The 24,968-nt window shown below is 54.5% G+C and carries 14 protein-coding genes, 1 pseudogene and 1 riboswitch; of the genes and pseudogenes, 9 read left to right on the top strand and 6 right to left on the bottom strand.

What is annotated here, in order from left to right; all coding sequences use genetic code 11:
- Nucleotides 1–71 precede the first annotated feature (71 nt).
- The gene (locus AC1AY0_RS01630; protein ID WP_476523371.1) at nucleotides 72–341 is read right to left on the bottom strand and encodes a hypothetical protein; all 270 of its coding nucleotides are present in this window, start codon (nucleotides 339–341) and stop codon (nucleotides 72–74) included.
- A 285-nt stretch (nucleotides 342–626) separates the two neighbouring features.
- Between AC1AY0_RS01630 and fruE the strand changes: the two genes are divergently transcribed.
- The 8 genes and pseudogenes from fruE (at nucleotide 627) to AC1AY0_RS01590 (ending at nucleotide 10,613) form a co-directional block, all read left to right on the top strand.
- Nucleotides 627–1,610 (top strand): fructose ABC transporter ATP-binding protein FruE, encoded by a 984-nt coding sequence (fruE, locus tag AC1AY0_RS01625; protein WP_476523373.1) that lies wholly within the window; start codon nucleotides 627–629, stop codon nucleotides 1,608–1,610.
- Between the two features lie 148 nt (nucleotides 1,611–1,758).
- Nucleotides 1,759–3,300 carry a fructose ABC transporter ATP-binding protein FruK gene (gene fruK, locus AC1AY0_RS01620; RefSeq protein ID WP_476523375.1) on the top strand — a complete coding sequence of 514 codons (1,542 nt, stop codon included), beginning with the start codon at nucleotides 1,759–1,761 and terminating at the stop codon, nucleotides 3,298–3,300.
- Between the two features lies 1 nt (nucleotide 3,301).
- The gene (gene fruF, locus AC1AY0_RS01615) at nucleotides 3,302–4,372 is read left to right on the top strand and encodes a fructose ABC transporter permease FruF (protein ID WP_476523376.1); all 1,071 of its coding nucleotides are present in this window, start codon (nucleotides 3,302–3,304) and stop codon (nucleotides 4,370–4,372) included.
- Nucleotides 4,369–5,388: a fructose ABC transporter permease FruG gene (gene fruG / locus AC1AY0_RS01610; RefSeq protein WP_476523378.1), complete on the top strand. Its 1,020-nt coding sequence runs from the start codon at nucleotides 4,369–4,371 to the stop codon at nucleotides 5,386–5,388. The genes fruF and fruG overlap by 4 nt, the downstream gene beginning before the upstream one ends.
- Nucleotides 5,389–6,436: 1,048 nt before the next feature.
- Nucleotides 6,437–6,736, top strand: a complete 300-nt coding sequence (locus tag AC1AY0_RS01605; RefSeq protein WP_476525607.1) for an MFS transporter — start codon at nucleotides 6,437–6,439, stop codon at nucleotides 6,734–6,736.
- 113 nt (nucleotides 6,737–6,849) lie between these two features.
- A complete protein-coding gene (locus tag AC1AY0_RS01600; protein WP_476525606.1) occupies nucleotides 6,850–7,914 on the top strand; it encodes a LacI family DNA-binding transcriptional regulator in 1,065 nt (354 codons plus the stop codon).
- A gap of 219 nt (nucleotides 7,915–8,133) precedes the next feature.
- A complete protein-coding gene (locus AC1AY0_RS01595; protein WP_476523381.1) occupies nucleotides 8,134–9,594 on the top strand; it encodes an MFS transporter in 1,461 nt (486 codons plus the stop codon).
- A 32-nt stretch (nucleotides 9,595–9,626) separates the two neighbouring features.
- Nucleotides 9,627–10,613: pseudogene (locus AC1AY0_RS01590) on the top strand (D-2-hydroxyacid dehydrogenase).
- 109 nt (nucleotides 10,614–10,722) lie between these two features.
- On the opposite strand, the gene AC1AY0_RS01585 reads toward AC1AY0_RS01590, so the two are convergent.
- The 5 genes from AC1AY0_RS01585 to AC1AY0_RS01565 all read right to left on the bottom strand — a co-directional run bounded on the left by AC1AY0_RS01585 (nucleotide 10,723) and on the right by AC1AY0_RS01565 (nucleotide 16,100).
- On the bottom strand, nucleotides 10,723–11,142 hold the full coding sequence (locus tag AC1AY0_RS01585; RefSeq protein ID WP_476523385.1) for a glycerophosphodiester phosphodiesterase: 420 nt from the start codon (nucleotides 11,140–11,142) through the stop codon (nucleotides 10,723–10,725).
- 351 nt (nucleotides 11,143–11,493) lie between these two features.
- Nucleotides 11,494–12,180, bottom strand: a complete 687-nt coding sequence (locus AC1AY0_RS01580; protein ID WP_476523386.1) for a TM2 domain-containing protein — start codon at nucleotides 12,178–12,180, stop codon at nucleotides 11,494–11,496.
- Nucleotides 12,181–12,346: 166 nt separating this feature from the next.
- Complete coding sequence (locus AC1AY0_RS01575) at nucleotides 12,347–12,652, bottom strand: YhbY family RNA-binding protein (protein ID WP_476523387.1); 306 nt, start codon at nucleotides 12,650–12,652, stop codon at nucleotides 12,347–12,349.
- 125 nt (nucleotides 12,653–12,777) lie between these two features.
- A complete protein-coding gene (locus AC1AY0_RS01570) occupies nucleotides 12,778–15,162 on the bottom strand; it encodes an energy-coupling factor transporter ATPase (RefSeq protein WP_476523388.1) in 2,385 nt (794 codons plus the stop codon).
- 260 nt (nucleotides 15,163–15,422) lie between these two features.
- The gene (locus tag AC1AY0_RS01565; protein WP_476523390.1) at nucleotides 15,423–16,100 is read right to left on the bottom strand and encodes an ECF transporter S component; all 678 of its coding nucleotides are present in this window, start codon (nucleotides 16,098–16,100) and stop codon (nucleotides 15,423–15,425) included.
- 5 nt (nucleotides 16,101–16,105) lie between these two features.
- A riboswitch (FMN riboswitch) is annotated at nucleotides 16,106–16,257 on the bottom strand.
- 365 nt (nucleotides 16,258–16,622) lie between these two features.
- Here AC1AY0_RS01565 and AC1AY0_RS01560 point away from each other — a divergent pair.
- Entirely contained in the window at nucleotides 16,623–24,956 is an 8,334-nt protein-coding gene (locus AC1AY0_RS01560; protein ID WP_476525605.1) for an LPXTG cell wall anchor domain-containing protein, read from the top strand.
- Nucleotides 24,957–24,968 lie beyond the last annotated feature (12 nt).

Here is a 24,968-nt window from a genome sequence, read left to right as displayed (position 1 = left end):
CTGCTGAGCTGTCGGCGTGAGCCGACTGAGGGGTAGTGTTTTATCACCTACGGTGATAAAACACTCGAAGATCAGATGCCGCCGTATTCCTTCTTGAACAGATCGGCTGGAACTTCGGAGTTCATCGGCACCTCATAAATGAGGTATTCCATGTTGAACGGAATGTTGAACAGATGGCGGGTGACGCCATACTCTTCCTTGGTGCCCAGGAAGTTGAAGTTATCCGGGCATTCCGGCTCCCACTTAGCCAAGAGCTTGGCGGCTTCGCCGATATTGGCGGCCACGCCAGCGAGGTGCTTCACACCCTCAACCTGCTTGATGATAAGGAAAACGGTATCCATAGTTCACCTTTCTATGTACTTTGTGGCGGCAGCTCTGTCGCTTGGTTGAAAGCGACATTGCCGCTGTGCAACCAATACCATTATGGTCTATAACAGGCGGGATTCCGCCATGTTTCGCCATTTCTGATCCACTGTTATCAAAACGTTATAGACCTGTTATCAAACTGTTACCGCTCACGATTGAACATCAGCACTGTTCGTTCCATACTTAAGACTGTCGATGACATGAAGTCATCAATGTGGATGAATGAACATCCAGAGATACTGCTCGAGGAGGAGTTTTTCATGAAGAATTGGAAGAAGGCTATTGCACTGGTTGCTTCCGCCGCCGCTCTGGTAAGCGTTGCAGCTTGCGGTTCTAGCAATGCTGGTGGTAGCAGCGATTCCGGCAAGAAGGTTGTTGGCTTCGTGGCCGTCGGCCCTGAGGGTGGCTTCCGTACTGCTAACGAGGATGACATCAAGGCCGCCTTCAAGGATGCTGGTTTCGAACTGCAGTACTCTCCGACCCAGAACAACGATCAGCAGAAGCAGATTCAGGCTTTCAACAAGTTCGTGAACGATGAAGTTGACGCCATCATCCTGTCTTCCACTGAGGATTCCGGTTGGGATGACTCCCTGAAGAAGGCTGCTGAGGCTGAGATTCCGGTCTTCACCGTGGATCGTAACGTTGAGGTCAAGGATGCTGAGGCCAAGAAGGCTATCGTTTCCCACATCGGACCGTCCAACGAATGGGCTGGCCAGCAGGCTGCTGAGTTCGTGAACAAGAGCTTCCCGGATGGCGCTAACGGCTTCATCCTGGAAGGCCCTGCAGGCCTGTCCGTGGTGAAGGATCGTGGTACTGGCTGGTCCGACAAGGTTGCTTCCAACATCAAGGTTCTCGAGTCCCAGTCCGCTAACTGGTCCACTGATGAGGCCAAGACCGTGACCGCAGGCCTGCTGGACAAGTACAAGTCCGAGAACCCGCAGTTCATCTTCGCTCAGAACGATGAGATGGGCCTCGGTGCCGCTCAGGCTGTGGATGCTGCCGGCCTCAAGGGCAAGGTTAAGATCATCACCATCGATGGTACGAAGAACGCTCTGCAGGCTCTGGTTGACGGCGACCTCTCCTTTGTGATCGAGTACAACCCGATCTTCGGTAAGGAAACCGCTCAGGCTGTCAAGGATTACCTGGACGGCAAGACCGTTGAGAAGGACATCCAGATCGAGTCCAAGACCTTCGATGCCGCCAGCGCCAAGGAAGCTCTGGACAACAACACCCGCGCTTACTGATTCGCCACTGAAGGCAATCAACAGCACAACTGATAACTGAACAAACAAGCAGTGATGGTGTGAGAGGAATCGTTCCTCCACACCATCACTCATGTTTGGCTCAAATATCACAAAACGATAACAATCCCCTTCTCGATAAGGCAAAGACATGACAGATAAAACCCCTATCGTCGTGATGAAGGGCATCACGATTGAATTCCCGGGCGTCAAGGCTTTGGACGGTGTCGATCTGACTCTCTACCCGGGCGAAGTCCACGCCCTCATGGGTGAGAACGGCGCTGGTAAGTCCACCATGATTAAGGCTCTGACCGGTGTGTACAAGATTAACGCCGGCACCATTCTGGTGGATGGCAAGCCGCAGCAGTTCAATGGCACTCTGGATGCACAGAACGCAGGCATTGCCACCGTGTACCAGGAAGTGAACCTGTGCACCAACCTCTCCGTTGGTGAGAACGTGATGCTGGGTCACGAAAAGCGCGGCCCGTTCGGCATCGACTGGAAGAAGACCCATGAGGCCGCCAAGACTTACCTGGCTCAGATGGGCCTGGAAGCCATCGACCCGCACACCCCGCTGAGCTCCATCTCCATCGCCATGCAGCAGCTTGTGGCTATTGCCCGCGCCATGGTGATCAACGCCAAGGTGCTCATCCTCGATGAGCCTACCTCCTCCCTGGATGCCAACGAGGTGCAGGATCTGTTCAAGATCATGCGCAAGGTTCGTGACTCCGGTGTGGCCATCCTCTTCGTCTCCCACTTCCTTGATCAGATCTACGAGATCACTGACCGTCTGACCATTCTGCGCAACGGTAAGTTCATCAAGGAGGTCATGACCAAGGACACCCCGCGTGACGAGCTCATCGGCATGATGATTGGTAAGTCCGCCGCCGAACTTTCCCAGATCGGTGCCAAGAAGGCTCGCCGTGAAATCAAGTCCGGTGAAAAGCCGATCGTGGACGTCAAGGGCCTGGGCAAGAAGGGTACCATCAACCCGGTTGATCTCGACATCTACGCTGGCGAAGTCGTTGGCTTCGCAGGCCTGCTGGGCTCCGGTCGTACCGAACTCGGTCGACTGCTCTACGGTGCTGACAAGCCGGATTCGGGTACCTACGAACTCAACGGCAAGCAGGTCAACATCTCCGACCCGTACACCGCTCTGAAGAACAAGATCGCCTACTCCACTGAAAACCGTCGTGATGAAGGCATCATCGGTGACCTGACCGTTCGCCAGAACATCCTCATCGCCCTGCAGGCAACTCGAGGCATGTTCAAGCCGATTCCGAAGAAGGAAGCGGACGCCATCGTTGAGAAGTACATGAAGGAACTCAACGTTCGTCCGAACGATCCGGACCGTCCAATCAAGAACCTCTCCGGTGGTAACCAGCAGAAGGTGCTGATCGGCCGCTGGCTGGCAACGCACCCGGAGCTCCTGATCCTCGACGAACCGACCCGAGGCATCGATATCGGCGCTAAGGCTGAAATCCAGCAGGTCGTGCTCGACCTGGCAGCCAAGGGCATGGGCGTGGTCTTCATCTCCTCCGAGCTGGAAGAGGTGGTCCGCCTGTCCGACGACATCGAGGTCCTCAAGGATCGCCATAAGATCGCAGAAATCGAAAACGACGACACCGTCTCCCAGGCGACCATCGTCGAAACCATCGCTAACACCAACGTGAACACCGGAAAGGAGGCATGAGATGGCTGAAAAGGCAAAAGAAGAGGGCAATGCTCTCGTTAAGAAGCTCCTGAGCAACAACCTGACCTGGTCGGTTCTTGCATTCATCCTCCTGGTCATCGTCTGCACCATCTTCCAGCATGACTTCCTCGCTTTGAGCTGGAACGACAACACCGGCGGTCTGGCCGGCCCGCTGATCACCATGCTGCAGGAATCCGCCCGCTACCTGATGATCGCCACCGGTATGACCTTGGTCATCTCCACCGCAGGCATCGACCTTTCGGTCGGTTCCGTGATGGCAGTGGCTGGCGCAGCCGCCATGCAGACCCTGTCCAACGGCACCAACGTGTGGGTTTCCATCCTCATCGCTCTGGCAGTCGGCCTCGCTATCGGCTGCATCAACGGTGCTTTGGTCTCCCTGCTCGGCCTCCAGCCGTTCATCACCACCCTGATCATGATGCTCGCCGGCCGTGGTATGGCTAAGGTGATCACCTCCGGTCAGAACACGGACGCCTCCGCAGTGGCTGGCAACGAACCGCTTAAGTGGCTCGCCAACGGCTTCATTCTGGGCATCCCAGCCAACTTCGTCATCGCTCTGGTCATCGTGATTCTCGTCGGCTTGCTCTGCCGCAAGACCGCCATGGGCATGATGATTGAGGCTGTTGGTATCAACCAGGAAGCCTCCCGCATGACCGGTATCAAGCCGAAGAAGATCCTCTTCCTCGTGTACGCCATCTCCGGTTTCCTCGCGGCTATCGCTGGTCTGTTCGCCACCGCATCCGTGATGCGTGTCGACGTGGTCAAGACCGGTCAGGATCTTGAAATGTACGCCATCCTGGCAGTCGTTATCGGTGGAACTTCGCTGCTCGGCGGCAAGTTCTCTCTCGCCGGCTCCGCTGTCGGCGCTGTGATTATCGCCATGATCCGCAAGACCATCATCACCTTGGGCATCAACGCCGAAGCAACCCCGGCCTTCTTCGCCATCGTGGTGATCGTGATCTGCGTGATGCAGGCTCCGAAGATTCATAACTTGGGCGCTGAAATGAAGCGTAAGCGTGCGCTCAAGGCTCAAGCTAAGGCGGTGGCAGCATGACAACAGCTACGGCAAACAAGGTGAAGGCTCCTAAGAAGGGCTTCAAGATCGATCGCCAGATGATTCCGACCCTCGCGGCCGTGGTGATCTTCATCCTCATGATCATCCTGGGACAGGCGATGTTCGGCACGTACATCCGACTCGGCTTCGTCTCCTCCCTGTTCATCGATCACGCCTACCTGATCATCCTGGCAGTGGCCATGACACTGCCGATCTTGACCGGTGGTATCGATCTGTCCGTCGGCGCTATCGTGGCCATCACCGCTGTGATTGGTCTGAAGCTCGCCAACGCCGGAGTCCCCTCCATCCTGGTCATGATCATCATGCTGCTCATCGGTGCAGTGTTCGGCCTCCTCGCCGGCACGCTGATTGAGGAATTCAACATGCAGCCGTTCATCGCAACCCTGTCTACGATGTTCCTGGCCCGTGGTCTGGCTTCCATCATCTCCACCGATTCGCTGACCTTCCCTGATGGCAACAACTTCAATGTCATCTCCAACGAGATCAAGATCATCGACCAGCCGAAGATCTCCCACGATTTGACCATCAATGTTGGTGTGATCATCGCTCTGCTGGTAGTGGTGTTCGGCTACATCCTGCTGCACCACACCCGCACTGGTCGTACCATCTACGCCATCGGTGGCTCCCGCTCCTCCGCTGAGCTCATGGGTCTGCCGGTCAAGCGCACTCAGTACATCATCTACCTGACCTCCGCTACTCTGGCTGCTCTGGCCTCCATTGTCTACACCGCCAACATCGGTTCCGCAAAGAACACCGTTGGTGTGGGCTGGGAGCTCGACGCTGTGGCCTCCGTGGTTATCGGCGGTACGATCATCACCGGTGGCTTCGGCTACGTGCTCGGCTCCGTGCTCGGCGCACTGGTTCGCTCCATCCTCGACCCGCTCACCACCGATCTTGGCGTGCCGGCCGAATGGACCACCATCGTGATCGGCCTCATGATCCTCGTCTTCGTGGTGCTACAGCGCGCCGTGATGGCAGTCGGGGATAAAAAATAGTTCTGTCTGCTAGCTCTCATCGTTGAGGCCGAGCCGTGAAACGGACAGCCCTGTGGGCTGTCCGTAGGCGAGGTGCCTGACGAGAGTCAGGCCAGCAGACAGCGGACGGAGTCCGTCTTTAGTTGCTGGACGAGCTAGCAGCAAAGCTGACTAAATCTCTTTCTTCTTTTCCTTTCTTCCTTTCATCGACGTGTGGGGCGTGGCTCGGATACTTTCCGGACCACGCCCCACACGTTTTTTGTGGCCTTGCCACGGTCCGCCACAGATATCGGCCACCGATGAACTGACGCGTGGAATCACCGCAGCCACACATCCGCGGACACCATGTCGTGGCCGTGCGACTGCGGTAAAAACAGTGTCTGACCGCAGCGCAGTGGTTTGCCGCCATGGAGTGGCCTGGTCGCTTCACTGTGGAGAAGTCTCCGAGGTATGGGCTGGCATGATGCCTTCACTGAGATGATTCATCGGCGGGTAGTGAAGCGTGGATTGGCCGTCGGTGGGGCAGCGAGGCATATTTTCCGGATACTGGTGATGGCGGAATCCCAGTTGATGTGTGTATGCCTTCGCTAACGACCGATGCGAGTGGTCGCAGTGCTATCTGCTGGCCTTCTGGCTTCGCTTGGAACGCCCAGTGAAGCCAGAAGGCCAGCAGATAGCATTAAGCCTTCGCTGATTGTTGCGCAGTGATGCCATTGGAACATGAAGTGGCAGCCTGACTTCGTCTAAGGTCTTCAGCGAAGTCAGTCGGCCATTTATTGATAATGCGACTGCACTGAGCCGTCATGAAGGTCTAAGAACGGAATGCGAATGCTTGCAATGCATTTGATTGCATATCTGCCATTATGAAAACGATTTAAATCTTTGCTCAGTCGCTTCCAAGTGCAGTCCACCTCCGATCAGCAGGATTGGAAACTGTATCCGGCTATTGCCGCTGCAGCTCCTATGCTGATGCTGCCTGAACAGGCTGCCAGCTGGGCATATCCGCAGTCCGGCATGACTGCTGAGGAAACCGCCTTCAACATCATCACCACATCATCAAGGAATAATCATGAGCCAATCATCGCTCGCAGCCGACCCGCGCAACCCACATCAGATGCCATTACATCGCAAAGTAACTTACTCGTTCACCGATCTTTCCAGCAACCTGCTGTACTGCATCATCAGCACCTACGCACTGTATTACTTCACCGAAGTGTACGGTCTCTCCATGGCCGTGGCCGGTACGATTCTGCTGGTCGCACGATTCTTCGACGCATTCGACGCTCCAGTGTGGGGTGTGATTATCGACCATACGCATACACGTTGGGGCCAGTCCCGTCCATGGTTCCTGTGGATGGCAGTGCCATAGTCGTTTTTCGGCAACTTTCCTTTTCCCAACGCGCGCAATATGAGGCAGCACTCCATGCCGTACAATGGCACCACTGTTTACAGAAAACGTTATCGCAGTAGGGAAGAGGAATAATGGCAAAAACACCAAGCGGTAAGCCAAAAGCGCCATCCATCAAAGACGTGGCTGCGCTTGCAGGTGTTTCCGTGCCTACCGTTTCCCGCTATCTCAACATGCCGGAACGCGTGAGCGAAGCGAAGCGGCAGTCCATCGCACAGGCAATCAGCAAACTCGGATATCGCCCCAACGCGATTGCGCGCGCACTGGTACGCGAACAATCCAGTCAATGTCTCGTACTCTCCTCGAACACCACGCGATACGGCCAGACGCAAGTTATCCAAGGCGTGGAAACCGCAGCCCGCGCAGCAGGATTTGCACTATCCATTGCTCTTATTGCCGAACCGGGAAGTACGAGCGCGCAAATCCGCGACAGTGTGCAGTCAGCGCTTGACCATAATCCTGCCGGTGTAGTGCTACTGAATTTCGATGAGGCAGCTACCCAAGCGTTATCAATGATTCCGCACACCCTGCCAGTGGTGAGTGTGGCCGGAGATCGCAATACTGAAGTCGCGCAAATATCCATGGGGGAGCGCGAAGGCGGTTACCGTGTCACGCAGCATCTATTGCAACGTCTCGCCGAGCGGGGATTGACTTCGTGCCCGGTACATTATGTCGGCATTCCGGGTGGCGGCGGTGCCGAAGGACGCTATGAGGGATGGCTGCAAGCCTGCCAGGAGGCGGGTGTACCGATTCCTCCAGCGGTGGAAGCCGGGTGGGATGTGGATTCCGCTCGCGAAACTGGCCGCATGCTCGGGCGCAACCATGGTGAAGTCAAGGCTATTTTTGCCGGCAATGATGAAACGGCAATGGGAGTGATTCGTGGTCTTGGCGATGAAGGATTGCGTGTGCCGGATGATGTGATTGTTGCAGGATTCGATGATCACCCAGTGGCTCGTATTTGGAATCCTTCAATTACCACCCTTCACCAGGATTTCCAAGGAGTGGGTGCTGCAGCTTTCGCCATGCTTGCTCCCATGCTGGAAGACGTGTCGTTGGGCCGTGAACACAGTGCCGCGTGGCAGGCATATCAACGGTTTGAAGGCGATTTGATCACGCGCGAATCCACGGCTCTCCAATAATCAGACTGTTCCGTAGACCCTATACTCGCACTGTATAGCCAGACCACGCCGACTACAGTGTGAGTCCGCCTGCGGCTTTACAATGCAAAATGGCTATAAACGGGGCGCGCCCATCGGAACCTGTTCTCGGTCCTATCAGATGACGCGCAGAGACACATACGCCGGTTGGTAAACCTGACTTCCATTTTTGTGCAACCGAAGACGTAGAGGAGTTTTCCTATGCCCGAAATTGAGCAGCAGCATGCAGCTGATGCGGAAAAGATTCCGCTGAAACTCATTGGCGCAATTGTTGCCGTGGGCTCATTGGCATTCATCGGAATCCTAACGGAAACCGTGATGACTGTGCTATTCCCCTCGCTGATGCGTGAATTCCACGTGGATACCGCTACCGTGCAGTGGATTACCACAATCTATCTGCTCTCCGTGGCGGCAACCATGCCAATCAGTTCCTTCCTGAAGCGTCGATTCCCGCTCAAGGCCATTTTCCTTGCGGCTGTGGTATTGGCCATCGTGGGTTCACTCATTATGATTTTCGCCACTGCCTTCCCGCTGCTGATTGTGGCTCGTATTATTCAGGGCATTGGCTCGGGCGTTGCCACACCGTTGATGATCAACATCATTCTTGAACAATCTCCTCGTTCGAAAATCGGCCGTCTGATGGGCGTCGGCTCGTTGGTTATTACCGTGGCACCGGCCATTGGCCCGACCGTTGGCGGTGCAGTGACCACAGTGCTGCCGTGGCGTGCGATTTTCGTTATCGTGGTTCCGCTCGTGCTGATTTCCGCGTTCATCGGATGCAAGTGCATTGAGCAGAAAAGCCCCACTGAGGCTGCATTCCTCGACCCGATTCAGCTCGGATCCATCATTCTTGCGTTGGTCGGTCTGGTACTCGCTTTGAACCAGGGCGGCGTGGCTATCAGTGCTGCGGTTTCCGGCCAGCCGGCTACCAAGTCCGGTGTGATTGCCGTAATCAGTCTGATTGTTGGCTTGGCTTCCCTGCTGCTGTTTGCGATGAGCTCCAAGAAAGCATTCTCACCGCTGCTGCGTCTGGGTATTCTGCGTGACCCCGTAGTGCTGCTGCATGTGATTGCCTACTTGGTACTGCCGCTGGTGGCTATTGGCTATGGCTATGTGATTACGAACGTTTCCCAGCTTTCCCTTGGCGTGAGCGCGTTCGTGGCTGGTTCGCTGGTGCTGCCGGGTGCGTTGATTGGTGCGGTGTGTGCTCCGATTGGCGGTTGGCTGTACGACCGCTTCGGTGCAGTCAAGCCGATTCTGATTCCGATTGGCATTGCGATTCTTGGCCCAGTGCTGATGCTGATTTTCTCGATGCATTTGACTGCAGGTCTCCTGTGCGGCTTCTACTTCATCTTCGGCTTCTTCTACGCCGTGGGTGCCGCAAACATTATGACCAGCGGTTTGTCTGGTGTGCCGCATGAGTTCCGCCCGGATGGTAATGCCATTTTCAACACCTGCCTCCAGTTCGGTGGTGCCGCTGGTACGGCGTTGTTCTCCACGATTCTTGCCGTAGCCCAGGCTGGCTCTGGCCAGGAAGGCACTCCTGAATTTGCTCACGCCACGGCTGTCGGCGGCGCCTGGACATTCGCCACGATGACAGTGATTTGCATCTTCGGATGGTGCTGCCTGGCCACCGCATTCCGCATTCGCAGTAAGCGTTAAATTATCCGCACCGCGGCCTAGGTTGGTGAGCCATGGGAATCGAGAATACGCATAAGCTGATTGTCAACTGCCTGCCGCTCACCGAATCAGAGCGTCAAGGTTTCATCAAAGCCGCGCGAGGCGTACCGCAGGAGTTTGTAGGCGATTATGCACACCGAACGGATATGGTGTGGCCGGTATCCATTCCTGATGAACTTGCCGCTCAAGCCACAGCAGTCATCGGCAACTTCCTTCCGAGTGAATCCGCGCGATTCCCCAAACTCGAATGGTTGCAAACCTTCAGTGCCGGTGTTGATTCGTACCTGCGTGAAGGTGTATTGCCGCGTGGCACGATGATTACCAACGCCAGCGGTGCTTACGGACAGAGCGTCTCCGAGCATATGTTCGCCATGATGTGGGCGCTGATGAAGAACATCAACCAGTACGCGGTCAGTCAAACCGAGCATCGTTGGCAGGATCGTGGCCCGGTATTGAGCCCAGAAGGCGGTATTGCACTGGTCATTGGCGCTGGGGATATTGGCTCGCACTTCGCGCGATTGGCACACAGTGTAGGTATGCGCACGTTTGGCGTGCGTAGGCATGCTGAAGTGCCGGCTGAAGGCATCGAGAAAATGTACGGATTCGAGCGTCTGGACGCATTGCTGCCACTGGCGGATGTGGTGGCGCTTGCTGTGCCGCGCTCACCGCAAACACATCATCTGCTCGACGCCAATCGACTGGCCCGACTCAAGGAAACCGCCATCGTCATCAATGCCGGTCGAGGCGATGCTATCGATTCGCAGGCGCTGGCTGAAGCCTTGCATGAAGGCCGAATCCATGGTGCGGGATTGGATGTTACCGAGCCGGAACCATTGCCAGAGTCAAGCTCGCTATGGAATGAGCCGCGCTGCTTGATTACTCCACATGTTGCGGGCGGTATTCACCTGGAGAAAACCGGTGATTAGATTATCCGTATCGCGCAAACCAATGTGTCGCGATACGCACGCCAGCAAGAGCTGATTAATCTGGTGCGGAGATAGATGCTTCTGAATGGCGATAATGCGATGAGGGCGTGGACTTCGTTGTCCACGCCCTCATCGCATTTTTCTCCTTGAACGGAGAAGGAATCAGCTGACTGTCAGCTGACGGTCAGTACTTGTTGGCACCGGTGCCTTCAAAATCAACCTTGAATCCATGCTGGTAGTGCAGGAACATGGCAGCACCATAGCGATCCACAGGGCGGTGGGTGAACAGCATACGAATCGCGAATGCAATCTGCACATCTTCGGGCAGTGCGAGGAAAGCCTTGTGTGCATCCCAGTAGGGGTTCATGGTGATAGCGGCATCAGGAACGTAGGCGTAGCCGTAGCCATCTTCATTCACGTAACCCATGAATGGCAGATCCCAGGCATTGTGATTGGTCAGCTGCTGCTTGAAGTACTCGACTTCGCTGAGCGCCTGATCGCTAATGCCGAAGCTTTTGGCCACTTCGTTGGCCTTAGCCGTCTTGGAGGCAGCATCCTTGCCGAACATATCTGGGTCTACAACAATGACTTTTTCCTCTGCCATGATGGTCCTTTCGCTTGATGACGCTGCTGTTACAAGGTAGCGCATAATGTTTGATTACGTAGTAAAACGCACATCAATTATCCTTGCTCTTGTGAGAAAGGAAGTGCACATTGGTTTGTGCTGCTTCCTTAGCCTAGCATCAAAAATGGCGTAATTGAGCCGTTTAATAAGTAATTCACGTGCTGGTAACTGTTTTGGTAGGTAATGTACCTCTGTGCAATTCCGTGTTTACTTTATGCAAAAGCGAACATTTCTAATGTTAGATTTATGAGGAAAGTGCACAACAAAAACGGCCATGCACTCGGTATCGAATGCATGGCCGGCGTGTCGCGAAAAGCGGCGGTCAGTTCATCAATCAGTGAGTTCCAGACCGTCAGCGTCCTTGTGCCACGGGGAGCCGTAACGGCTGGTCAGAATGAGGATGCCTTCCACCAGGCCCCAGATGGCTGCTGCCAGCGGGCCCAAGCCGAGGAGAATCCAACCGACCAAGGTGAGCAGCAGCTGTGCTACGGCCTTGCCCGTATTGCCCAGGTAGAAGTTGTGTACACCAAAAGCACCCAAGAAAATGCCGAGCAAGCCGGCAGCCATCTTGGACTTATTGGAGTAGCCGGCACCATACTGCGGTGCACCATACTGAGGTTGCGTGTACGGGTTGCCGGGTTGAGCGTACTGCTGCTGGCCGTAAGGCTGTTGACCGTAGGTTTGCTGACCGGTGTATGGCTGCTGGCCATATGCGTTGGGCTGTCCGGCAGCGGGCTGTGGCTGTGCATACTGCGGTTGAGCATATTGCGGCTGCGTGTACTGTTGCTGCGGCTGAGCATACGCATTCGGCTGCGCGTACGGGTTGGTGTTCTGCTCATACGGGTTGGCAGCAGGTGCTGCTGGCTCGCTCGGCGTTGCAGCAGCGGCAGGCTCAGTAGGGGCAGCTGGGGCCGGTGGTACCACAGGGGTGTCGGGCGTTGCGGAATAGGTTGGAGCCGCTGGAGTGGAAGGCTCAGGATTGATCGGAGTATAAGGCTGCTGAGTGTCGCTCATCATTGAATCCCTTCTCATGTTGGATGGCGTGTATCACGTCATTGACATACATCTTCTCACGTTTTGCCTAAAACTGAAACAACGACCCGGAAAAAAGAAAGCGGCTGGCACTTGCACTCCCTATTGAGGAGGCGTGTGTCAGCCGCGTAATCGCTGCGATAGTGAACAATTATTCGCGCACGAGCTTAATGTGCTCCACATCGTCGCGATGAGAAGCGCGATAGATCACGAAACGATTGCCGATGGACTGCACCACTTCGGCGTCAAGCTGCTCGGCCAGTTCAGCGGCAGCTTCCTTGGCGGTCAAGCCGGAACCATCCTGAACGGCGCATTTGATGAGCTCGTGCTTTTCGATGGTTTCATCAGCCTGCTTAATAGCTGCTTCGGTCAAATCGTTCTTGCCGACATAGAACAGGGGCTTCAACGAGTTGGCCATCGCGCGCAGCTGCTTGATTTGCTTTTTGGTCAATGCCATGAGAATTCCTTACATTCGAGTAACCACAACAGCATAGCGGTCAGACCGGTCATGTGATCATCGCAGTGTGGAACTTATTGTGAAACGTCTTCTATACCATCGATTGCAGCGGTGGCAGTGATGATTTACAGCACAATAATCGTTGCAATATAGGCAATAATCACTGCTATAAATACTGCATCGCGCCAGCCGGGGGAGAAGACCCTCCAATGTGTGCGGTGAATGCCTTCTTCATAGCAACGAGCATCCAATGCCAGACTCAGATTGTCGGCATGGCGCAACGTTCCAGCGAATACCGGCACAATAATCGCACTCATTGCCTTGATTCGTTGTCTTAGCGAACCAGTTTCCACCGAGCCGCCGCGGGCTGCCTGCGCATCAATAATCGACTTGGTTTCACCGGTCAGCGTTGGAATAAAGCGCAGTGCCAAGCTCATCACAAGCGCGATCTCTTGCGTGTGCAAACCAACATGCGAAAGTGGATGCAGTAATGATTCAAACGCATCAGTCATGGCGGTAGGCGTAGTGGTTTGCAGGAATACTGCGCCCAAAATAATAACCAATGCAAATCGGCAGGCATACAGTACAGCAATCATCACACCATCTGAGGTGATGGACAGCGGGCCGAGCTGAGCCAGCGTGCTGCCAGTGCGTACCACAACAATATTGGCAAGACTCATCAGCACCAGCAGAGCCAGGATTGGGTGAATAACGGCGAACAATCGCAATGGATTAATACGTGCCGCCGCGATAATGCCGAATGTGAATACCACTCCAAGTGCGAGCTGCATCGGAGTGTTCACGGCGAACATGGTGAACATTGCCGCTAAAAAGCCCACCATTTTGGCGCGTGGGTCTAGTCGATGGATTGCCGACTGGTTGCGGGGTGAGGTTGGTATTGCCTGGGATGCCTGAGATTCCTGTTCAGCAGGCGTTGCAGAAGATTCGCTAGCCTCCTGCAACGCCGAATGCTCATCCGGCATAAGCGCCACACGATCGGCAAGCGCGAACGCTTCAGCTCGATCATGCGTGATCATTAGTATGGTCACACCTTGGGCATGCAGCGTGCGAATCAGTTCGTGAATGCGGGCTTTAGCATGGCTATCCAAACTGGCTGTAGGCTCATCCATAATCAAAACCTGCGGATTGCAGGCGATTACACCGGCGATGGCAACCAGGCGCTGTTGACCTCCGGACAGATCAAAAGGCGAACGGTTGGCGAGATGTGCAATATGCAAGGCATCCAGCGCGTTGGTGACGCGAGCTTGCACAGCGTCTTCCGATAATCCTTGATTGCGGGGGCCATATGCCACATCTTCGGCAACGGTATCTGCAAACAGCTGATGTTCAGGATGCTGCATGACGTATCCCACGCGGCTGCGCAATTGGGTCAGTTGCTTGCGGTTGGCGAACTGCGGCTTCCCCGGCTTGCCCGCCTTGCCGGTACGCGTTCTGGTGCTGGCAACCGGAACCTCGGCTACCTCGATGGTTCCTGAGGTGGGTTTGCCTAATGCGCACAGCAGTCTTGCCAACGTGGATTTTCCTGAACCGTTGGCACCCATAAGAGCTACGGTTTCGCCCTGCTCAATGTGGAATGAAAGATCGTGAATAACTGTGCGTTCTGAACCGTAGCGGTAGCTGAGATGCTCCACGCGGATTGCAGGAGAGTCTGTGCTGTTACCGGATTCACTCAGCAACGGCAATGTGACGTGGCGCTGTGTTGTTGAATCTGGTTTTGTGAGGGGAATGGGGCATGCCTCGCCGTTGACGGTGGAGTTGCCGTTGGCGGTGGTGTTGGCGGCAATCTCGGTAATATGCCCGGCTTCCATATGCGCCACACGGTCGGCGTGCAGGGCTTCATCCGGATGATGCGTTACATGCACGATGGTGGTGCCGCGCGACTGCAATTCGTCAAGCACTGCCATGACTTCCGTCCGAGCTGTTTCATCAAGCATGGCAGTAGGCTCATCGAGCACCAGCATGGCAGGATTCATAGCCAACATACCGGCAATTGCCGTGCGCTGCTGTTGGCCGCCACTCATGCGCGTGGGGTCGGAACTACGGTGATCGGCTAAGCCTACCGATTGCAGCGAATCGTTGATGCGCTCGCCGATATGCTCGCGGGCGATGCCAAGATTCTCAGGCCCAAATGCAACGTCATCTTCCACAACCGTGGTAACCAGCTGATCTTCGGGATTCTGGAACACGATGCCGATGCTGCGACGGGCCTCACGATAGGCGTCAGGGTCTGGGCCAGCTCCCGGTTGATATACGGTGTGGCCCAGCAACACTACTGAACCGTCATCTGGTGCGGTCAAGCCGGCAATCAAGCGGGCCAATGTGGATTTTCCAGAGCCGTTCGGCCCCACAAGGCACAGCCGTTCGCCGGCCTTCACGGTCAGTGACACGTCATCCAATGCCCATGTTGCGCCGTGATCGTAGCTGAATCGGATGTGATGCAGTTCGGCGGCGGGAATTGCAACCTGGGCGGGTGGTGTTTCGACTGGCATAAGGTTCATTCTGGTGTGAATCGGTGATGTGCAGGTGCATTTCTGTCATTATGTTTGCGGCTCAACGAGGCTGGCGCAAACATAATGATGGTTTTAGGCCTTAAATCGTCATTATGTACGCGGCTACTACGTTGATCCGCAAACATAATGACGTTTCAAGTGGGAAAACGCTCATTATGTACGCGGGTGCTTGGTTGAGCCGCAAACATAATGAGCGTTGAGCATTGAATGGCGAGTGATGAACCCTACTCGCCGCCGAATCACTGCTGCTTGGCGAGCAGGTTAGAAATCGGCTTGTAGATCAAGAAGGTCACCACCGCATGAATCGCCATCTTGGCCAGGTTGAACGGCAACAGAATCGGCAGAATCATCGCGGCAACCGCAGCGTATGACATGTGCGCGTAAATCGGGGTGATCACCAGGTTGCCGAGCAGTGCGGCCACAATAGCCAGAACTGCACCAACCAGAATGCCCAAGGCAGCGCCCTTACGGGAGCGAATCTTACGGTAGATGAGCGAAGCCGGCACGGACAGGCACAGTGCCACGAGCACCGCCATCAGCGAACCCCACGGGTCAGCGAACATGTGAGGCACGAAGCCCAGCACGGAGACGATGATCGCAGCGGAAGGACCGTAGGCGAAGCCTGCAATCAGGCACACAATGCCAGACGGGTCATACTTCAGCCATGCCACTGGGGTGATAGGGAATTCGATGAAGCTGGTGACCATGGCCAATGCCACGAACAGTGCATACATGGCGATACGGCGGGTGGACCAGCGGCCCGAATCGGCCACGCCAGTGGAGTGCGAACCGAGCTTGGTGTTCTGTGTAGCGGCAACGGAACCGGTAGCAACACCGGCAGCTGAGCTAGCTGCGCCCTCTGCTTCGGGTGCAACAGAACGAATAACTTGCATGCGAATACGCGAAGAAATGCTCATATGAGCCCTCGTTTCTTCCATCCGGACTATACCGTTGGCCTCGGAATCACACCGAATCAGCCGCTTTCGCGGGTCGCGGGCTTGACTGCGCTTCCGTTATGAATCTCGGATGCAGAGTTACCGCCAGTAAGGAATTTCACCTTCCCTGAAACTAACAGGCATATTCATACGCCATGGTCCGTACAGATGCAAGTCGTGTTTCATTTTGGGTAGAAAACATTGCGAAAACGGGGAAAACTTACCCCCGAAATGCCGGCGTGTCTACGTTGTGAGCACTGTTTCATTATGTGCACTTTTTACGCTGTGAGCGTTAACAAAAATGTTTGAATTAACAGCGTTAATGCTTGAAACGTCAAATAATGCCTAATTTCCCACATTATACGTATCTGGAATTTGTGTTCAGTTAACAGTTGGTAATAAAGGGCAGATTGCGGCTTTTTGCCTAATTATCCCGTCGGGGGGGGGGTAATAATCAATGCGATTCCACGAATCGTTCACTCCACCATAGGGAGAGGTGAGAAGATGCGCAGAGGACCGGTTGTTTCTAGGTCCACGAATTCCGCAAAGGCGGAAGGTGCGAAGCGTACCCCAAAGGGCATTCGAGTCATTGCCAGTGTATTGGTTTCCGCAATGACGCTCACCTGCGCAATTCCGGCCGCTTATGGTCAGACCTCCACTGGCACTGTGGTTTCCGGTTCTTCTTCAGGAGTGACCGTAATCTCCAACGGTGCTGTGGTCACGGATCCCACCGTTGTATCTGCTACGGAAACACTGCGACGCACATCAGGGAACAGCAGTGATACTTCAACTGCGCAAACATCTGCGATCGAGCAGTTCTCCTCTGACGCGCACTCCGCATTCACAACAAGAACCATCCTGGATGCCAGCGATAATTCCGCTGATACGCAATCATCTGATGCCGCAAATTCTAATATGGATACGGCACAGGCAGACGAATCATCCAACAATGCTGAATCCTCCACTGGTTCTGCGGATAATGCTCAAGCTGATAATGCTCAGTCCGATAACACCCAGTCTGATAATGCAAACAATGATGATTCCGCCGATTCCACCAACGCGAGCAAGCAGACGCGAGCAACCGCTGATACATTAGGCGGCCGCGACTTCGCCGGGCAGGTCACGAAAACAATCAATGGCAAGACCTACATCCTGATTGGCAATGAGCAGCAGTTACGCGCTATCGGCTCCGGCAAGAAGGTCATTGGCGGTACTGTATATCAGATTCAGCAGAAGGTAGTCAATACAGGAAATACACTGCTACCAAAGCTTGAATGGCAGGATGACGGCGATGAGTCGATAGCCTATGCCGGCGATGCTGATGTAGCTGATAACGCTACTTTGCGCGACGAGAATTTCAGTGACCATGAGGGTGGTCTCAGCCTCGTCCTTGGCTCCAAGCGAACCAAGTACTTCGTCAAAGATGCAAAAGGCAATCGTTTAGACGTGACGGACAGCACGTATGGCCCGAATACCGGCCAGACATATACCAGCACGGCCAACTACATTATTTTCCGCGATATTGATCTGTCCCAGAATGCGGCAGACCAAACCAACACTGATTGGTCGCCGCTGATGTTCTCCGGCACTATGCTTGGCGCGGTAGCCGCCGACGCCACGGCAGCGGGCACGTTGTTCGATGCGATTGATGCAGACACCCCCGGTGTAAAAAACAACCCCACCAAGCCGGTTATTTCTCATGTTGTAGTGGACCAGCCTGAAGGCGATCTTGAGGTGGATAAGCAGCAGGGTATTGGATTCTTCGCTTCTATTACGAGTCAATCAATCATCACCAATGAAGGCAACAACAAAGGTGGTGTGCAAAGTGTAGGCACGGTCACGGTTGCCAATCTGAAGCTCAACGATGTAACCGTGAGCAATAAGGCAACGAATGCTCATGTGAAGAAGACGTTAGTATCAGCCCTATTGCTCCTCGTTGGTACCTTGCTAGAACCATTGCACCTCGGCCTTGATGAATTGCTGACGGTACACAAGAACAACCCGTCGAATTTCGCTACCGGTGCATTTGCTGGCCGTATTTATGGTGACGTTAAGGTAAGCGGCTGCGAAGTCGTTAATGCAACCGTATCAAATGTTAAAGGTATGACCGGTGGTTTTGCCGGCTATACCGAGGGTGCCACCAAGTACGATATTGCATCGGAATCTTTGGGAACGATCATCAACGCTCTGACCTATATTCTGAACGACATTCCATTCTTAGGTTTGGGTGATTTGGTTGACTGGCTGCTCGGTAGCACGCTGGGCCTGAAGGCGCTCGTTCCGGTCGGTTATTACAATCCGGTGATTTCCGATTCGCATGTGACGAACTTCAAGCAAAACACTGTGCTCGGCAATACTGATTCGGATTATGCGGGCGGTTTTATTGGCGCACAGATTGGCGCAATTATCGAACAGTCTTCGGTAACCAGTGAGAACGCGTTCTCCGTGAAAGCTGGGAAATATGCCGGTGGATTCGTCGGTGTGAGCCGCAATGGCGAAGTTGGTGGTCTACTTGGATCGTTGGGCATTACGATTCTTTCCGCGTTGCGCCCGCAAAGCCTTACTGAAGAATCCTCGCTTACTGTGACCGGTGGTCAGGTAGATATCACCGCGGAAAACTATGCAGGTGGATTTGCCGGACGTCTGGCCAATGCATATGCGATTAATGATTCCTTAAGCGCATCTACGAATATCACTGCAACGGTGTCTCATGCTGGCGGTTTTACTGGTCGAGCTTCAGCCGGCTGGGGTTTGGAAGCGGGCACCGATTCGGATGAGAAGCTCTCTGATACCTCTTTGGTGAAGAAACTCACGAGTATTCTGACCAAATTGTTGGGCACTAATCCAGATGGTGCTGGTGCTCTGCTGACCATTGCCGGTGTTAATCCGTCCGTTATTCTTGGCGCGCAGATGGACGGCGACATTGCCGTCACCGCTCAGGGCGATTATGCCGGTGGTCTTGTAGGCGATGGTTCGGGCACCGTTATTGCCGATTCGTCTTCGGAACGTATCGAAAATCTCTCCTTCTGGAAATACAACAGTTCACGTGCCGTTCCACAGCAGCGCTCGACTACTGTTAAGGGTTTGCGCTCGGTTCAGGCTGATGGTTCATATGCTGGCGGTATTGCTGGAAATCTTCAGCCAACTACAGTCGCCGGCTTGCTGAACAGCGTCGTGAAAATTGGCGATTTGGTGATGCTCCAGAAGTTTGATCAGTTCGCTACCTTCACGGTTGACAACGTGACCGTGCAAGGCATTCAAAACGGATGGTCGGTGAAAGCCGGCAAATATCGGGCTGGCGGTGCAATTGGTTGCGCAACCGGTGGCGATATTACCAACACGAATCTGGGCGCATTGGCCAGCGTGGAAGCGCGAGGCGAAGCTGGCGGCTTTATCGGTTTCTCTGGCCCTGGAGACACTGTTGGCGCAAACAGTCTGAATCTGCTTGGCCTGGTCAAACTGTCCGGTCTACTTTCAGTTGCCGAATATTCCTCTGTTGAAGTGACGCAATCCAATGTGACCGGTGTTGCAAACGGCTTCACCGTTCAGGCAACCGGTAGCAACACCAGCGGTGAAACCAACAGCTATGCAGCAGGAGGCTTCTACGGTCAGGCGAACAGTACGAAAACTCGCGAAAGCCATGTAGCGAACCTTAAATCTGTTAGTGCAGACAGCACCATGTCGGACGGTATGGCTGGCGGTTTCGTCGGCTATTCGACGACCGGCGGTTTGGCTGAAGCCGTTAGTGATTCCGATGATTCAGATGTACTGAATAATCCGCTCACCGGCTCGCTCATCTCCATTGATGATTTGATTGGTGCAGTGCCGTATCTGATTCCGGATTACAAGGACACCACAGTGTCTTATGTGAACGGTGGCTTTGTGGAAGCCGATATGGCAGGTGGTTTTGCAGGCAACTTCCAGAGCGGTAAAGTCAACCAATTCTCCAGTACAGAACTGGAAGATACTGCAATGCAGACTATTCAGGCACGCGTTGCTGCGGCTGATTACGCTGCGGTCATCAATCTTGACCATGTTACCGGTGGCGCATATGCAGGCGGCTTCGGCGGCAAAGTAGTATCCGGTGCACTTGCCTCTGCTGGCAAGGGCGGCATCAGCCTGCTCGGCAAATTCGGCACTGTGCAACTGAGCAATCTGGTGGATTTGGTGCAAGGTTATGTGCCATACATCTCGTATGCTTCGGTGAAAACCGACGCGTCAACGGTAGCTGCCGACACCAGTGGCAATACCATCAGCGATCCGAAGAATCCTGGCCTTGTTGTTTCCGCTGACCGTCTTGACCAGACTGATGCACAGTCGGGTTCTGCTGGCGGCTTTATCGGCTATGGCTCTGGCGTGCAGGTTTCTCATTCCAATGTGACGCAATTGCGCTACACCAAGGTCACTGAGCCGAAAGCTCTTGAAGGCACTGATGGCTCTTCATACTTTGATACGACCAAGAGTGCATATGCGGTTAACGGTAAGCGTTATGCAGGCGGCTACATCGGCAAGATGGACATCGGTTCTGCTGCTTCCGTGGGCAATGGCCTGAGCTTGCTCGGCCAGAACCTGACGCTCGACGGTGTGGCTAGTGTGCTCTCGGTAGTGGTATCTACCATTGAACATTCTGATGTGACTGGTGCTGCAGCTGGCTATTCGGTTATCGCCAGCGATACGGGCGAAGAAAACACGGTTGTTGGCAGCGGTACCGCTACTCCAGGTAGTGCGGATAATCCGCTTGGTGAAGCTGGCGGTTTTGCCGGCCGCGTGATGGGTGGCCATATTCAGGATTCCAGTTCCCATAACTTCGCTTATATCATCGGCCAAATTACGGCAGGTGGATATGCTGGTGGTATTGCACCGGGCAATGCGGCAGACATTCTGGGAGACCATTCCTCAATTTTGTCCGGACTGGTCAATACTGATGAGGCGCTCGCCTCCGTATTGCAGGACTTTGTGCCGACGATTCGCAACTCTTCCACGGACGCGGTGCCATGTGGTGCTGCGATTCGTGCGCAAGCCGTTTCGGAAGCGGGTATTCGCCGTGGTATGGCTGGCGGTTACGTGGGGCACAATGAAGGCGGCCATATTTGGGGCAACAATAGCTCCAATTGGAAGAATGAGAACGACGACAATGGCTACACTGGCCCCAAGCGCAAGGCGTATGCCGCACGTATTCGTTCAGTGTACGGCGCAGAACTTGCCGGTGGTTTCACTGGATTTATGGAATCGGCTGATACCGCTGAAACTGGTAATCTCAGTCTGTTGTTCGGCTTGATTAAGGTCAATAATCTGCTCGGTGCCCTGAAGATGGCGTACCCCACCGAAGAGCATTCGGAAGTCACCGGCCCCTTGCGTAATCTCGACTCTGCCACTTGGCAGGCGTGGGTGAAAGCCGTGGGCATCAATGGTGCGTATGGTAAGGAATTTGCAGGGCTGATTAAGAACTCTGGCACGATTACGTCCACTGATCAGCTTGACGGATACATCTACGGTTTCAACGTGGTGGCTGGCCGCAGCGAATACTCCAATGATGCTGATTTGTTGGATTCCGGTGTGGCAGGTGGCCATGTTGGTCTGATGCGTACGGGCACCATCACTGATGGCCAGTCTCTGGATGCGAAAACCGTATCCGCCATGCGTGCGGCTGGCGGCTATGCAGGCACTTTGGAATCCGGCACGGCGGCTCAGTTCGGTTCTGTGCAGTTGCTGGGGGAGAAGGGCTTGAACTTGAGCGTGGCCCAGCTGCTTGGTGTGGCTGAGGTCTTTGTGCCGGTTGTTAAGTCTTCCAGCGTGAATGGTTACCGCAAGGGTATGAAGGTTGAAGCCACTGGTACGGATATCACCCATGGCACAGGTAATGCTGGCGGTTATGTTGGCTTGGCGGTTGGCGCTCAGATCTGGGGCGACCGTGATGCGGACGGCAATACTCTGGCTGATGGTGCGGAAGCAAGTGCAGCTGCCGGTGCCAATGTGATTAATCTGCGTAAGGTATCCGGCCGTAACAATGTGGGCGGCTATGTGGGTGTTGCCACATCCGGCTCGGTGGCTGACGTGAATACCAATGCGTCCAGTGGATTCCTGCAGGGCGTGATCGACAAGCTTATTCAAGACACCAACCCTGGCGGTTTGATTAACGTGTTGCAGGCCACTGTGGTGACCATCCGCGGTGCACATGTGAGCGCGGACAGCAGCGACTGGGGTTATACCGTTGAAGGCGCTTACGCCGATGAGAACGGTGATACGCAGTACGCCGTTAACGCTGGTGGTTTTGCTGGCTCATTGCAGGCCGCGATTCTCGGCGATAAGAATTCAGCCAAGGGTACTGGAACCGCTGCGGACGTATCCAAGGATCCTGCTGCGGTAACCGTGTCTGATTTGCGAGCCGTGGAAGGCGGCCAATATGCCGGTGGCTTCTTCGGCTTGGCTGACGTGTCCAGCGTGGCATCGGTTGGTGGCAACACTGCCGGTACGGGGAACGACACCAACTTGGTGCTAAAGCTCCTTAAGGTCGGCAATGTTGGTGTGCTGGAAGCCTTCCGCGTGTTTATTTATGACGGCCGCGTGGCCGGTGTGCCTGACGGTATTCAAGTCAAGGCCAACACCGCTCAGACCTATGGTCTGCTTGAAAACACGCGCTTCACTGGTGCTGCCGGTGGGTTTGGCGGCGGTCTGATTAACGGTTCCGTCAAGAAATCTTCGGTGACGAACCTGAACAGTGTAACCGGCGTGAACTACACCGGTGGTTTCATCGGCCACCTGGGCAAGTCCGGTACGGTGAGCGCGGATAAGGTCACGGTTCTGGACTCTGCGCTTGCAGGATTGACTGCTGGTGTGCTGGATATTTGGGGCTCCCATATTGAAGATTCCTCGGTTACTGGCATTAGTGCAGGCTTCACCGTGACGGCTACGCATAACGGCGAGGAGTATGGCCGCGGTGAGTCTTTGACCGACGCCGACCACCGTGAAGGTGAGGAAATCGCGGCAGGTTTTGCCGGATATGCTGACCTTGCCCGTATCTCCGGCAGTTCGGTGACCAACTTCAAGAAAGCTTCCAGTGGTGAGCTTGCAGGCGGCTTCGTCGGCCAAACCACAAAGGCATACCTAGTGGATGCCGGCGTGAACTCAAAATTGGTGAACCTGCTGCTCCAGTGGATTGTGAACCCACTGCTCAAATTGCTGTATGTCCAGAAGATTGAAAATATTGGCAACAATTTGAGCCACTATAAAGACCAACTGTTCGGATCTTTGACCAAGTACATTGATTTGGAGCTCTTCACTGATGGCAATGCGCTGTATGTGAATCTGCTCGGATTGAAGATCGGTGTTGCGCTCGATAAGACCGGCACTGATACGCAGGACACCGCATATATCTTCATCGGTGACTCGAAGATCAGTGTCGGCTGCTCCAAGGAAGGCGTTGATTCGGATTCCGTCGACAACGTGAAGGCTGAACTCATTAAGGCGAACCGCACCAAGATTACTAACTCTTCTGTGCGCGGTATTGCTAATGGTTACGACGTATTTGGCGGTGGAGCTACGCAGGATTCAGATGGTACAGCAAATCTGAACACCGGATACGCTGGTGGATTCGTTGCCGTGAATGACGAAGGTTTGCTTACCGACAACGACATGACTTATGCGGATACTATTCGCGGTACTTCCGGATTGGTCGGTCCATTCTCTGGCAAAACGAACTTCGAATCCAATTATGATTTCAAATCAATATATGACTTTGAAGGCAACGGTAATACCTACCACATCTACCGCAATGTGCCGGCTAGCTGGTCGTATGCGCTGACCAAGGATAAGAAGCAATTCACCTACGGCTCGCATATGGATAACGCCACTCAGTCTGATGGAACAGTGAGCGACACGGCTGGTGCGCTGCAATTGGCGTTGAATCGCTATGACGTGGCGCATCTGGCGTACAGCAAGAATTCTGATGGAACTCTTATTGAACCGTTCATCAAGCAGTTCTCTGATTATGAGGGAGCAATTGTTGCCAACAATGTTGGCGGTTCGAACACTGGCCAGTCTCAGCAGGGCGTAGATAACAAGGCGCAAGACCTTGGCGTGTACGCTTCCGCTGCGAAGGCTGTGCTCATGCTGGATACAGCAGTTGAAGACAACAATGGTGGATTCACTCCCGAACCAGATGATGGCCAGGACCCCTGTGGTGAGGATGGCTGCCAGACTGTGGACCTCACATTGCAGAAGGTGTGGAAGGATTACGGCCGCGTGACACGACCGGATTCCATCGCGTTGAAGATTACGGCGACGTACACCAACGATGCGGGGGAGAAGGTTACTCCAGACTCGATTCAGTGCTTCGACGGTGACTGCAACGCTGTGGAACAGCAGAATGGTTGGACCGTTGTGCTGGATTCCTCCGATGGCGCTCTGTGGAGCAGCACGTGGCGTAAGAAGATCACTGGCTTGCCGGTGGCCTTCAAGGACGATGCCGGCAACCTGCACTACTACACGTACACCGTTTCCGAAACTTGGATGATGCTCGGCAAGGGCGATGTTACCCAATGCACTGCTTCTGCTGGAGCCGATGCCAAGGAAGGGTGCAAGACACCTGTCGATGCTGGCTACTCAGTCTCGGTGGCGTATGCCGCTGATCCGAACAACACCACAGGCGAAGGCAATAAGGAGTACGTGGCCACGGTGACGAACTCTGTACCGCTGCCGGAAACCGGTGGCCAGGGCACGGCTTGGTTCGTACTGTTCGGTCTGCTGTTGCTCGGTCTCGGTACTGCATGGTATCTGCGTGCGAATTCGAACGGCATGGCAAAACCGCCTCGCAGACGTGGACGCCACGCAACCGCATAATCCCAAGATTTT

Source organism: Bifidobacterium sp. LH_416 (genome assembly GCF_056357055.1).
This window is presented reverse-complemented; position numbering and strand designations above follow the sequence as displayed.